The sequence below is a fragment of the Desulfarculaceae bacterium genome (assembly GCA_020444545.1).
Lineage (GTDB): Bacteria > Desulfobacterota > Desulfarculia > Desulfarculales > Desulfarculaceae > Desulfoferula.
In genome coordinates this window covers 293,691-307,626 of the sequence record JAHLKT010000003.1, presented here as the reverse complement: position 1 = coordinate 307,626, position 13,936 = coordinate 293,691, and the positions used below count along the sequence as shown (strand labels likewise).

Sequence of the window (13,936 nt, the reverse complement as noted above, 5' to 3'; positions counted from 1 at the left end):
GCTCCGCAACTTGTACGACGGAGAGAGAAAATGGCTAAGCACGGCAAGAACTTCGCCGGCGCGCGCGAGAAAATCGACCGCGAGACCCGCTACAGCTTCGCCGAGGGCCTGGAAAAGACCCTGGAAGCCAAGTTCGCCAAGTTCGACGAGACGGTGGACGTGGCCGTCCGCCTGGGCGTCGACCCCCGCCACGCGGACCAGATGGTGCGCGGCACGGTGGTGTTGCCCCACGGCACCGGCAAGAGCGTGACCGTCCTGGTCTTCGCCAAGGGCGAAAAAGAGAAGGAGGCCAGCGAGGCCGGGGCCGACTACGTGGGCAGCGACGACCTGGTGGAAAAGATCCAGGGCGGCTGGACCGACTTCGACCGCGCCATCGCCACTCCGGACATGATGGCCACCGTGGGCAAGCTGGGCAAGATCCTGGGGCCCCGCGGCCTCATGCCCAACACCAAGAGCGGCAGCGTGACCTTCGACCTGGCCAAGGCCGTCTCCGAGGTCAAGGCCGGCAAGATCGAGTTCCGCGTGGACAAGGGCGGCGTGGTGCACGCGCCCGTCGGCAAGAGCTCCTTCGGCGCCGAGAAGCTCTTGGAGAACTTGAACGCCCTGGTGGAAAAACTCCTCCGCATGAAGCCCGTGAGCAGCAAGGGCACCTACATCAAGGGCATCACCGTCTCCACCACCATGGGCCCGGGCATCAAGCTGGACACGGCCGACGCCAAGGCCCTGGGGACCAAATAAGTTTTTTATCTCCGGCGGTTTGCCGCCGGAGTTTGGTGTTCGTAACAACCGACTGGACCTGTCCGAAGATCAGAGATAGCAGGTGGCCCCCGGGGGGGGCCCTAAGGCTCCGCCAGGAGCGCCCGCCGAGACCGGGTTTGACAGGTGACGCGAGAAGCAAGACGCAGTTAGCGCCACCACGGCTCTGATGCCGAGGTTGGTCCAGGCAAAACCCGAGAAGGAGGTGTAATCACGTGAACCGCGAGCAGAAACAAGCCGTGGTCAACGATGTGACCGAGCGGCTGTCCCGCGCGCGGGCCGTGGTCTTGACCGACTTCCGGGGCCTTAAAGTGGAGCAAATGACCGAACTTCGGCAGCAGCTCCGCGAAAAGGGCCTGGAGTACATGGTGGTCAAGAACACGCTTCTGCGGCTGGCCGCCCAAGGCACAGGCACCGAGCCCATGCTGGAAGGCCTGGAAGGCCCCAACGGCATGGCCCTGGGCTATGACGATCCGGTGGACTTGGCCAAGATCCTCATGGACTTTGCCAAGGACAACCCCAAGCTGGAGGTCAAGAACGGCTTCCTCGAGGGGCAGATCATCTCCGCCGAGCAGGTCAAGGCCCTGTCCAAGCTGCCCTCCCGCGAGGTTCTCCTGGCCCAGGTGCTGGGAACCATGAACGCGGTGCCGCGCGGCTTGGTCACGGTTATGGCCGGGGTCATCCGGAGCATGCTCAACGTGCTCAAGGCCATCGAGGAGCAGAAGGCCGGCGAAGCGGCCTAACCTAGTTAACTAGCGTTTGCAAAAACTTGCGTTGGCCGGCCGCTATGCCGGCTCTGGAAAGGATACAAATATCATGGCTGATATCACCAAAGACCAGGTCATCGACTTCATCAAGAACATGTCCGTGCTCGAGCTGAGCGAGCTGGTCAGCGAAATGGAAGAGATCTTCGGCGTGAGCGCGGCGGCCCCCATGGCCGTGGCGGCCATGCCCGCAGGCGGCGGCGAGGCCGCGGCTGCCGAGGAGCAGACCGAGTTCGACGTCATCCTCGAGTCGGCCGGCGACAAGAAGATCCAGGTGATCAAGGTCGTGCGGGCCATCACCGGCCTGGGCCTCAAGGAGGCCAAGGAGCTGGTGGACAGCGCCCCCAAGGCCGTCAAGGAAGCGGTGGAGAAGGACGAAGCCGAGAACATCAAGGGCCAGCTGGAAGAGGCCGGCGCCTCGGTGGCGATCAAGTAACCCCACGTTTCCTGTTAGTAAACCACCCCTGTTCCGCCGTGGCCGGAGCCCTTTGGGGCTCCGGGGCGGAGCGGGTGACATAGGGCAAATCCCGGTGGTTCCGGGCCGCTAAGGCTTTCTGGCGGTTCCGGAGCTGCCGTGCGTCCGTGCCCCCAGCCCCGGGCGCGGCAGCGGTAGAGGCTCTTTTTTACCAGGCTTCGGGCACTGCCCGCCAAGGAGATTTCATGAGCCAGGCGACCTACGGCAACTACCCGGTCCGCAAGAACTTCGGCAAGATCTCCAAGATCATTGACATCCCCAACCTGATCGACATGCAGAAGCAATCCTACGAGCGCTTCCTGCAGAAGGATACTCCCATCGATCAGCGCCGCGAGGTGGGTCTCCAGGGGGTGTTCAAGAGCGTGTTCCCCATCCGCGACTTCTCGGGAACGTCCTCGCTGGAGTATGTAAGCTATGACTTCGGCGAGGTCAAGTACGATGTCGACGAATGTCTGGCCCGGGGCATGACCTTCGAGGCGCCCTTGAAGCTCACCGTGCGCCTGGTGGTCTACGACGTGGACAAGGAGACCGATACCCAGTCCATCCGTGACATCAAGGAGCAGGAGATCTTCTTCGGCACCCTGCCCCTGATGACCGCCCGCGGCACCTTCATCGTCAACGGCACCGAGCGCGTGGTGGTCAGCCAGCTGCACCGCAGCCCCGGCATCTTCTTCGACCACGACAAGGGCCGCACCCACTCCAGCGGCAAGCTGTTGTACTCGGCGCGCATCATCCCCTTGCGCGGCTCCTGGATCGACCTGGAGTTCGACCACAAGGACATTCTCTACGTGCGCATCGACCGGCGCCGCAAGTTCCCGGTCACCCTGCTGCTCAAGGCCCTGGGCTACGGCGCCCAGGAGCTTCTGGAGATGATGTATCCCCAGAACGTCTTCCAGTTCGAGGGCGACCAGGTCTTTTTGACCGTGCAGCCGGACCTGTTGGTGGGCCGCCAGGCCTCCAAGGAAATCAAGGACCCCGAGACCGGCAAGCCGCTGGTCAAGGAGGGCCGCAAGATCACGCGCCGGGCGGTCAAGCGCCTGGAAGATCTTAAGATTCCCCGCATCGAAGTTGCCGAGGGCGAGCTGATCGGCCGTTACGTGGCCAAGGATCTGGCCGACCCGGTGACCGGCGAGTTGATCGTGGGCATCAACCAGCCCCTGAGCGAGGATCTCATCAGCAAGCTCAGGGCCGCGGGCGTGTCCGAGGTGCCGGTGCTGTTCATCGACGGCCTCAGGTACTCCACCTGCTTCCGGGACACCCTGGAGCTGGACAAGGTGGAGGAGACCGACGAAGCCATCGTGGACATCTACCGCAAGCTCCGCCCCTCCAACCCGCCCACCCTGGAGGTGGCCCGCACCTTCTTCCACAATCTGTTCTTCAGCCCGGAGCACTACGACCTGAGCGCCGTGGGCCGGCTGAAGATGAACCTGCGCCTGGGCGTGGACGTGCCCGAACAGGAGCGCACCCTTCGCCGCGACGACATCATGGAAGCGGTCAAGGAGCTGATTCGCTTGAAGGATTCCGAAGGCCCCGTGGACGACATCGACCACCTGGGCAACCGCCGGGTGCGCTCGGTGGGCGAGCTTTTGGAAAACCAGTACCGCATCGGCCTGGTGCGCATGGAGCGGGCCATCAAGGAGCGCATGAGCCTTCAGGAGATCGAGGCGCTCATGCCCCACGACCTGATCAACTCCAAGCCGGTCAGCGCGGTGGTCAAGGAGTTCTTCGGCACCAGCCAGCTCAGCCAGTTCATGGACCAGACCAACCCGCTGAGCGAGGTGACCCACAAGCGCCGCCTCAGTGCCCTGGGACCCGGCGGCCTCACCCGTGAGCGCGCCGGCTTCGAGGTGCGCGACGTGCACAACACCCACTACGGCCGCATCTGCCCCATTGAGACCCCGGAAGGTCCCAACATCGGGCTGATCGTGAGCCTCAGCACCTACGCGCGGGTGAACGACTACGGCTTCATCGAGACCCCCTACCGCACCGCGGGCAGCGGCAAGGTGAACAAAGAGGTCAAGTTCCTCTCGGCTCTGGAAGAGGGCGATCACGCCATCGCCCAGGCCAACGCGCCCATCGACGCCAAGGGCAAGTTCCAGAACGACATCATCAGCGCCCGCCGCGAGGGCGAGTTCATGCTGGTGGGGCCCGAAGAGGTCGAGTACATGGACGTGAGCCCCAACCAGCTGGTTTCGGTGGCCGCCTCCCTGGTGCCCTTTTTGGAGAACGACGACGCCAACCGCGCGCTCATGGGCTCCAACATGCAGCGCCAGGCGGTGCCTCTGCTGCGCACCGACGCGCCCCTGGTGGGCACGGGCATGGAGCCGGTGGTGGCCCGCGACTCGGGCGTGTGCGTGGTGGCCGAGGCCGACGGGGTGATCAACGACGTGGACGCGGGGCGCATCGTGGTGCGCTATGACGAACCGCTGACCGCCGAGGCTCACAGCCAGGTCAAGATCTACAAACTGATCAAGTTCCGCCGCAGCAACCAGAACACCTGCACCAGCCAAAAGCCCATCGTCAACCGCGGCCAGCGCGTGGTCAAGGGCCAGATCCTGGCCGACGGCCCGGCGGTGGCCCAGGGCGAGCTGGCCCTGGGGCAGAACATCCTGGTGGCCTTCATGAGCTGGGGCGGCTACAACTACGAGGACTCCATCCTCATCTCCGAGCGCATCGTCAAGGACGACATCTTCACCTCCCTGCACATTGAGGAGTTCGAGACCGTCGCCCGCGACACCAAGCTGGGCAAGGAAGAGATCACCCGCGACATCCCCAACGTGGGCGAGGAAGCCCTGCGCAACCTCGACGAGAGCGGCATCATCCGCATCGGCGCCGAAATCAACGCAGGCGACATCCTGGTGGGCAAGATCACCCCCAAGGGCGAAACCCAGCTCAGCCCCGAGGAAAAACTGCTCCGGGCCATCTTCGGCGAGAAGGCCGGCGACGTTAAGGACACCAGCCTCCGGGTTCCCCCCGGGGTGGAAGGCATCGTCATCGACGCCCGCGTGTTCAGCCGCAAGGGCATCGAGAAGGACGAGCGCGCCCAGTCCATCGAGGACGAAGAGGTGGCCCGCCTGATCAAGGACCAGAACGACGAGGTCCACATCATCCACCGCAACGCCCTGGACGAGCTCCGGCGCCTGGTGAGCGGCAAATCCATCGCCGCGCCCATCAAGGACGACAAGGGCAAGGTGGTGCTCAAGAAGGGCCCCATCGAGGTGGACGACCTCAAGGGCGTGCCGCTGAAGTACCTGCGCGACCTGGAGCTGGCCGGGGCCAGCGAGAAGGTGCAGCGCGAGCTGGAGAGGGTCATCGAGGGCTACCTGGAGCAGGTGGACATGATCCGCGCGGCCGCCGAAGAAAAGATCGGCCGCCTCAAGAAGGGCGACGAGCTGCCTCCGGGCGTGATCAAGATGGTCAAGGTCTATGTGGCCATGAAGCGCAAGCTCTCGGTGGGCGACAAGATGGCCGGCCGCCACGGCAACAAGGGCGTGGTCAGCCGCATCCTGCCCGTGGAGGACATGCCCCACTTCGCCGACGGCACCCCGGTGGACCTGGTTCTGAACCCCCTGGGCGTGCCTTCGCGCATGAACGTGGGCCAGGTTCTGGAAACCCACCTGGGCTGGGCCTCCAAGTCCCTGGGCCGCAAGGTGGCCGAGATCGTCGAGTCCCTGGGCGACGCCAAGGAAAAGGCCAAGAAGGTCCGGGTGAAGGAGCTCAAGGAGCTCTTGACCAAGACCTACTCCAAGAAGGAGTACGCCGAGCTGACCACCGGCCTGGACGACGACGAGCTCCTGGCCCTGGGCAAGCGCCTGAGCAAGGGCGTGCCCATGGCTACCCCGGTGTTCGACGGGGCCAGCGAGGACGAGATCGGCCAGCTATTGAAGCTGGCCGACGTGGGCGTCACCGGCCAGTCGCGCCTGGTGGACGGCCGCACCGGCGACACCTTCGACCGCGAGGTCACGGTGGGCGTCATGTACATGCTCAAACTCCACCACCTGGTGGACGACAAGATACACGCGCGCTCCATCGGCCCCTACTCCCTGGTTACCCAGCAGCCCCTGGGCGGCAAGGCCCAGTTCGGCGGCCAGCGCTTGGGCGAGATGGAGGTCTGGGCCATGGAAGCCTACGGCGCGGCCTACTCCCTGCAGGAGTTCCTCACCGTCAAGAGTGACGACGTGGCGGGCCGCACCCGCATGTATGAAAAGATAGTCAAGGGCGAGAACAATCTGGAGGCCGGGCTTCCCGAAAGCTTCAACGTTCTGGTCAAGGAGCTGCAGGCCCTTTGCCTGGACATGGAGCTGATCGAGAAGAAGGAACTCACCGCGGCCTTAGACTAAAGGAGAACTCCCTTGGAAGATCTCTACAGCTACTTCGCCAAGCCCAAGGACCCCCTAAGCTTCGACGCCGTCCAGATTTCACTGGCGAGCCCGGAGAAGATCAGGGCCTGGTCCTTCGGCGAGGTCAAAAAGCCCGAGACCATCAATTACCGCACCTTCAAGCCGGAGCGGGACGGGCTGTTCTGCGCCAAGATCTTCGGCCCCACCAAGGACTACGAGTGCAACTGCGGCAAGTACAAGCGCATGAAGCACCGCGGCGTGGTCTGCGAAAAGTGCGGGGTCGAGGTCATCCAGTCCAAGGTGCGCCGCGAGCGCATGGGACACATCGACCTGGCCAGCTCCGTGGCCCACATCTGGTTCCTCAAGAGCCTCCCCTCCAAGGTGGGTAACCTCCTGGACCTGACGCTCAAGGAGCTGGAGAAGGTCCTGTACTTCGAGTCCTACATTATGCTCGAAGAGGGCGAGAGCGGCGTGGCCAAGGGCACCATGTTGCCCGAGGACAAGTACCGCCAGCTCGTCATGGAGTTCGGCAGCCGCTTTAGGGCGGGCATCGGGGCCGAGGCGGTCAAGGAGATGCTCTCCGAGCTCAACCTGGACAAGCTCTGGGACGAACTGCGCGTGGAGATGATGGAGACGGCCTCCGAGGCCAAGCGCAAGAAGCTCTCCAAGCGCCTCAAGGTCATCGACGCCTTCAAGAACAGCATCAACAGCCCCGAGTGGATGATCATGGACATCATCCCGGTGCTGCCCCCGGATCTGCGCCCGTTGGTTCCCCTGGACGGCGGCCGTTTCGCCACCAGCGACTTAAACGACCTCTATCGCCGGGTGATCAACCGCAACAACCGCCTGCGCCGGCTCAACGAGCTGACCGCGCCGGACATCATCATCCGCAACGAGAAGCGCATGCTTCAAGAGGCGGTGGACGTGTTGTTCGACAACGGCCGCCGGGGCAAGACCATCACCGGCCCCAACAAGCGCCCCTTGAAGAGCCTGAGCGACATGCTCAAGGGCAAGCAGGGCCGCTTCCGCCAGAACCTCTTGGGCAAGCGCGTGGACTACTCCGGCCGCTCGGTCATCGTGATCGGCCCGGATCTGCGCCTGCACCAGTGCGGCCTGCCCAAGAAGATGGCCCTGGAGCTGTTCAAGCCCTTTATCTACAACCGTTTGGAGGCCAAGGGCCTGGTCACCACCATCAAGGGCGCCAAGAAGATGGTGGAGCGCGAGACCGAGGAGGTGTGGGACACCCTCTCCGAGGTGGTGCGCGAGTACCCGGTGCTGTTGAACCGCGCCCCCACCCTGCACCGCCTGGGCATCCAGGCCTTCGAGCCCCTGCTGGTGGAAGGCAAGGCCATCCAGCTGCACCCCCTGGTCTGCCAGGCCTACAACGCCGACTTCGACGGCGACCAGATGGCGGTGCACATCCCTCTGAGCATCGAGGCCCAGATCGAGGCCCGCGTGCTGATGATGTCCACCAACAACATCCTCAGCCCGGCCAACGGCCAGCCCATCATCGTGCCCAACCAGGACATCGTCCTGGGCCTGTACTACATGACCCGCGAGCGGCCCCTGGCCCGTGGCGAGGGCAAGATCTTCTCCGACGTGGCCGAAGTGATCATGGCCTACGACTCGGACGCGGTGGATCTGCACGCGGCCATCGAGGTACGCATCGACGGCCAGCGCATCCGCACCACCGTGGGCCGCGTGCTGCTCAGCCAGGTGCTGCCCAAGGAGCTGGGCTTCGAGGCGGTGAACCTGGTCATGGACAAAAAGGCGCTCAAGGAGCTGGTGGGCCAGTGCTACCGCACCGCGGGCACCAAGGCCACGGTCATCCTCTCGGACCGCCTCAAGGACATGGGCTACAAGAACGCCACCAAGAGCGGCCTGAGCATCTGCGTCAGCGACATGGTGATCCCGCACCGCAAGCAGGAGATCATCGACGTGGCCATGGCCGCGGTGCAGGAGATCGAGAAGCAGTACAAGGACGGCATCATCACCGACGGTGAGAAGTACAACAAGGCCGTGGACATCTGGGCCAAGGCCACCGAGGACGTGGCCGGCGAGATGATGGAGGAGATCTCCACCGAGGTCATCTCCTCGCCCGACGGCCAGGAAGTCACCACCGACAGCTTCAACCCGATCTACATGATGGCCGACTCCGGGGCCCGAGGCTCCAAGGACCAGATGAAGCAGCTGGCCGGCATGCGCGGCCTGATGGCCAAGCCCTCCGGCGAGATCATCGAGACTCCCATCACCGCCAACTTCCGCGAGGGACTGACGGTGTTGCAGTACTTCATCTCCACCCACGGCGCGCGCAAGGGCCTGGCCGACACGGCGCTGAAGACCGCCAACTCCGGCTACCTCACCCGCCGCCTGGTGGACGTGAGCCAGGACGCCATCGTCACCGACCCCGACTGCGGCACCATCGACGGCATCGAGGTGGAGGCCCTGCGCGAAGGCGGCGAGGTCATCCAGCGGGTGGGCGAGCGCGTCCTGGGCCGCACGGCTCTCAAGGACGTCACCGACCCGCTCACCGACGAGGTCCTGGTCAAGGCCGGCGAGGAGATCGACGAGGAAGGCGTGGCCATCCTCGAGGAAGCCGGCGTGGAGCGGGTGGAGATCCGCTCGGTGCTCACCTGCGAATCCCGCCGGGGCGTGTGCTCCAAGTGCTACGGCCGCGACCTGGCCCACTCCAAGCCGGTGGACGCCGGCGAGGCGGTGGGCATCATCGCCGCCCAGAGCATCGGCGAGCCCGGCACCCAGCTGACCATGCGCACCTTCCACATCGGCGGCGCCGCGGCCAAGGCCGTGGAGCAGTCGCGGGTGGAGGCCCGCTTCCCGGGCACCGTGAAGTTCGTCAACCTGCACACCGTGGACAGCAACGACGGCAACCGGGTGGTGATGAACCGCAACGGCGAGCTGGCGGTCATGGGCGAGGGCGGCCGTGAGCGCGAGCGCTACAAGGTGCCCTACGGCGCGCGGGTGATGTACGCCGAGAACGAGCGGGTGGCCGCCGGCGAGGTGGTGGCCCAGTGGGACCCCTACACCAGCCCCATCCTCACCGACGTGGACGGCGTGGTGAAGTTCGGCGACATCATCGAGAACGTCACCATGACCGAGCGCTTCGACCCGGTCACCGGACGTTCCACCAAGGTCACCGTGGAGTCCAAGAACCCGGATATGAGGCCCCGCATCTCCATCAAGGTGCCGGGCACCGCCAAGACCACCGACCTGGGTAAGGGCCGCGGCGACGCGCGCTACCTCTTGCCGGTGGGGGCCATCATCATGGTGTCCGAGGGCGCGGACGTGAAGGCCGGCGACGTGTTGGCCCGCATCCCGCGCGAGACCACCAAGACCAAGGACATCACCGGTGGTCTGCCCCGGGTGGCCGAGCTGTTCGAGGTGCGCAAACCCAAGGAGTGCGCGGTCATCACCGAGATCGACGGCGTGGTGGGCTTCGGCAAGCAGACCAAGGGCAAGCGCAAAATCTCCGTGTCCCCGGACGTGGGCGAGGAGCGCGAGTACCTGATCCCCAAGGGCAAGCACGTTACGGTGCACGAAGGCGACTACGTGCGCGCCGGCGAGCCCCTGATGGACGGCTCCATCAACCCCCACGACATCCTCCGGGCCCGCGACGTGAAGGCCCTGGCCCGCTACCTGGTGGACGAGGTGCAAGAGGTCTACCGCCTACAGGGCGTGAAGATCAACGACAAGCACATCGAGGTGATCGTGCGCCAGATGCTCCGCCGCGTGCGGGTCACCGACCCCGGCGAGTCCAACTTCCTGTTGGGTGAGCAGGTGGAGAAGTGGCGCTTCGAGGACGAGAACCAGCGGCTCATCGGCGAGAAGCTCCGGCCCGCCCTGGCCGAGCCTATGCTCTTGGGCATCACCAAGGCCAGCCTGTCCACCGACAGCTTCATCAGCGCGGCCTCCTTCCAGGAGACCACCAAGGTGCTCACCGAGGCGGCCATCGCCGGCAAGGTGGACGAGCTTAAGGGCCTGAAGGAAAACGTGATCATGGGCCGTCTGGTGCCCGCGGGCACCGGCATGGTGCGCTACCGCGACATTCATATCCCCCATGCCGAGGCGCCGCCGGTGGAGATGGGCATGACCCGTTTCAGTGACGCCGAAGTGCTGGATTCGCTCAGCGAGGAAAGCGGCGGCACCGGGGTGGAGAGCAAGCTGGTGCCCCGCGAGACCGCCGAGAACGAGGCGGTCAGCTAGCGCCCCCAAAATCAGCCGATCCGGGCCGGACGGCGCGCGCCGTCCGGCCCCTTTCCCTTCTCGGCTAAAGTTACGGTTTCGGGGCACAACCCCTTGACAGAAGCACTCTGCCAAGGTAGATATAGCAATTCCATTGTTTGGCTCCCTACTTCGTTGCCCTCGCACGGGGCAAAAAGGGGGCGAACGTGCTTTGAACGGGGTCCGGCCGACCCCAGGGTGTTTAGGCTAAGTTGTTGTTAGCCGGGGCCTAACGGCCCGTAAGTTACTAGCTGATTTGGAGGCGAGGCTTTGCCGACCATCAACCAGCTCGTGCGCAAGGGCCGCGAGCAGCAGCGCAAGAAGAAAACCACTCCTGCGTTGCAGAATTGCCCCCAGAAGCGCGGCGTTTGCATCCGCGTGTACACCACCACCCCCAAGAAGCCCAACTCGGCGCTTCGTAAGGTGGCCAGGGTGAGGCTGACCAATGGCATCGAGGTGTCCAGCTATATCCCGGGTGAAGGGCACAACCTGCAAGAGCACTCGGTGGTTCTTATTCGGGGCGGTCGTGTGAAGGACTTGCCTGGCGTTCGTTATCACGTCATCCGCGGCACCTTGGATGCCGTGGGCGTGGCCGACCGCCGACAGGGCCGGTCCAAATACGGCGCTAAACGCCCGAAGTAAGAAGCTGTTGCACCCCCCGCACCGCGGGACCGGCGATGCCCCTTGGTACTCGAAAAAGGGGCATCTGTCGTGAGGGCCGAAGATAAAAGGATAATGCCGGTAGGAGACCATGCCTAGGAGACGCGAAGTTCCCAAACGGGTGATCATCCCAGACTCCCGTTATGGCAGCCAAAAGCTGGCCCGTTTCATTAACAAGCTCATGCTCAAGGGCAAGAAGTCCACGGCGGAGCGGATAATGTACGGGGCCATGGATTTAATCTCCGAACGGACCAGCGAGGATCCGCTGAAGCTGTTCGAGAAGGCGTTGGACAACGCCCGGCCCATGATCGAGGTGAAGTCCCGCCGCGTGGGCGGCTCCACCTATCAGGTCCCGGTGGAGATCCGGCCCGAGCGCCGTCAGGCCCTGGCCATGCGCTGGCTCATCGGTTTCAGCCGCTCCCGCGGCGAGAAGACCATGGCCGAGCGCCTGGCCAACGAGCTGATGGACGCGGCCGCCGGACGCGGCACCACGGTCAAGAAGAAGGAAGACACCCACCGCATGGCCGAGGCCAACAAGGCCTTTGCCCACTACCGTTGGTAGGCGGCGGAATCTAAGGAAGGTTAATGGTGGGACGCACCACTCCCATAGCCCGGCAGCGCAACTTGGGCCTCATGGCCCACATCGACGCGGGCAAGACCACTACCACCGAGCGAATCCTGTTTTATACCGGGGTTAGCCATCGGCTGGGAGAGGTCCATGATGGGCAGGCGGTGATGGACTGGATGGCCCAAGAGCAAGAGCGGGGCATCACCATCACCAGCGCGGCCACCACTTGCTTCTGGAAAGACTACCGCTTCAATATCATCGACACTCCGGGCCACGTGGACTTCACCATCGAGGTGGAGCGCAGCCTGCGGGTGCTCGACGGCGTGGTCGCGGTGTTCTGCGCGGTGGGCGGGGTGCAGCCCCAGTCCGAGACGGTGTGGCGTCAGGCCGACCGTTACGGCGTGCCCCGCATTGCCTTCATTAATAAGATGGACCGGGTCGGGGCCGACTGGCGCCGTTGCCGGGACATGATCTCCACCCGTCTGGGCGCCCGCCCCATCGCCCTGCAGATTGCAATGGGCGAGGGCGAGGACTTCACCGGCGTGGTGGACCTCCTTTCCATGCAGGCGCTCACCTGGGACGAAAGCAACCAGGGCATGAGCATGATCGAGGGCCCGGTGCCCGCCGAGCTGGCCGACGAGGCCGCCGAGGCGCGCCAAGAGCTCATCGAGACCGCCTGCGAGTTCGACGACGAGCTGATGGAGCGCTACCTGGAAGGCGAAGAGCTTCCCCCGGCCGAGATCAGCGCGGCGCTGCGCAAGGGCGTGCTGGCCAACGAAGTGGTGCCGGTGATGATGGGTTCGGCCTTCAAGAACAAGGGCATCCAGCCCCTGTTGGACGCGGTGGTGTCGTATCTGCCCTCCCCCCTGGAGGTCAAAGCCATCACCGGCCTGAACGACGACGGCGAGGAAACCACCCGCCCGGCCGACGACGACGCTCCCCTGGCCGCCCTGGCCTTCAAGCTCATGAGCGACCCCTACGTGGGGCACCTCACCTTCCTGAGAATTTATTCCGGCCGCCTGCACAGCGGCGACACGCTCTACAACGCCGCCAAAGGCAAAAAAGAGCGCGTGGGCCGTCTGCTCAAGATGCACGCCAACCAGCGTGAAGAGATCGACGAGGTGGGCGCGGGCGACATCGTGGCAGCGGTGGGGCTCAAGAACGTCTCCACCGGCGACACCATGTGCGCCGTCGACGCTCCGGTGGTCCTGGAGAGCCTGTTCGTGCCCGAGCCGGTGGTGGCCGTGGCCATCAAACCCGCTTCCCAGCCCATGGTGGAGAAGCTGGGCATGGCCCTCAAGCGCCTGTCCGACGAGGACCCCAGCTTCCGGGTGGAGTTGGACCCCGAGACCAACCAGACCGTGATCCGGGGCATGGGCGAGCTGCATCTGGAGATCATCGTCGACCGCCTGCTCCGGGAGTTCAAGGTGTCGGCCGAGGTGGGCGCGCCCCAGGTGGCCTACCGCGAGTCCATCACCCGCGAGTCCGAGTCCGAGGGCCGCTACGTGAAGCAGAGCGGCGGCCGCGGCCAGTACGGCCACGTGAAGCTGCGCCTCAAACCCGCCGAGGCGGGCAGCGGCGTGATCTTCACCGAGAAGATCGTGGGCGGCTCGGTGCCCAAGGAATATTTCACGGCCATCGAGCGCGGCATCCGCGAGGCTTGCTCGCGCGGCGTGCTGGCCGGTTTCCCCCTGGAAGACGTCGAGGTGGAGCTCTATGACGGCTCCTACCACGAGGTCGACTCCAACGAGCGCGCCTTCATGATCGCCGCTTCCATGGGCCTCAAGGATGCCGCTTCCCGGGCCGGGGCTCAGCTCAAGGAGCCCATCATGAAGCTGGAGATCACCAGCCCCGAGGAGTACCTCGGCGATGTGATGGGCGATCTCAGCTCCCGGCGCGGCCGGGTGGCCTCCATGGAGAGCCGCCCCGGGGTGCAGGTGGTCAGCGCCACCGCCCCGCTGGCCGAGATGTTCGGCTATGCCGGCGACCTGCGTTCGGCCACTCAGGGCCGGGCCACCTTTAGTATGGAATTTTCCCATTACGACCCCGTTCCCGCTTCCCTGGCCCCCGAGGTCATCGAGCGGGCGCGCGAAGAGCGCCAGGCCGGTCAACGCGGCATGGCGGCTTGAAGAGA

Annotated in this window: 8 protein-coding genes; all 8 read left to right on the top strand. The window is 64.8% G+C overall.

What is annotated here, in order from left to right:
* Positions 1 to 30: 30 nt before the first annotated feature.
* The 8 genes from rplA (at position 31) to fusA (ending at position 13,931) form a co-directional block, all read left to right on the top strand.
* The gene (gene rplA / locus KQH53_09855; GenBank protein ID MCB2226972.1) at positions 31 to 738 is read left to right on the top strand and encodes a 50S ribosomal protein L1; all 708 of its coding nucleotides are present in this window, start codon (positions 31 to 33) and stop codon (positions 736 to 738) included.
* A gap of 233 nt (positions 739 to 971) precedes the next feature.
* Positions 972 to 1,499, top strand: a complete 528-nt coding sequence (gene rplJ / locus KQH53_09850) for a 50S ribosomal protein L10 (protein MCB2226971.1) — start codon at positions 972 to 974, stop codon at positions 1,497 to 1,499.
* A gap of 73 nt (positions 1,500 to 1,572) precedes the next feature.
* Positions 1,573 to 1,956, top strand: a complete 384-nt coding sequence (gene rplL / locus KQH53_09845; protein MCB2226970.1) for a 50S ribosomal protein L7/L12 — start codon at positions 1,573 to 1,575, stop codon at positions 1,954 to 1,956.
* Positions 1,957 to 2,180: 224 nt separating this feature from the next.
* Positions 2,181 to 6,335: a DNA-directed RNA polymerase subunit beta gene (gene rpoB, locus KQH53_09840; GenBank protein ID MCB2226969.1), complete on the top strand. Its 4,155-nt coding sequence runs from the start codon at positions 2,181 to 2,183 to the stop codon at positions 6,333 to 6,335.
* A gap of 12 nt (positions 6,336 to 6,347) precedes the next feature.
* On the top strand, positions 6,348 to 10,556 hold the full coding sequence (rpoC, locus tag KQH53_09835; protein ID MCB2226968.1) for a DNA-directed RNA polymerase subunit beta': 4,209 nt from the start codon (positions 6,348 to 6,350) through the stop codon (positions 10,554 to 10,556).
* A gap of 288 nt (positions 10,557 to 10,844) precedes the next feature.
* A complete protein-coding gene (rpsL, locus tag KQH53_09830) occupies positions 10,845 to 11,216 on the top strand; it encodes a 30S ribosomal protein S12 (protein ID MCB2226967.1) in 372 nt (123 codons plus the stop codon).
* A gap of 109 nt (positions 11,217 to 11,325) precedes the next feature.
* Positions 11,326 to 11,796, top strand: a complete 471-nt coding sequence (rpsG, locus tag KQH53_09825) for a 30S ribosomal protein S7 (protein MCB2226966.1) — start codon at positions 11,326 to 11,328, stop codon at positions 11,794 to 11,796.
* A 26-nt stretch (positions 11,797 to 11,822) separates the two neighbouring features.
* Entirely contained in the window at positions 11,823 to 13,931 is a 2,109-nt protein-coding gene (gene fusA, locus KQH53_09820; GenBank protein MCB2226965.1) for an elongation factor G, read from the top strand.
* Positions 13,932 to 13,936: the final 5 nt, after the last annotated feature.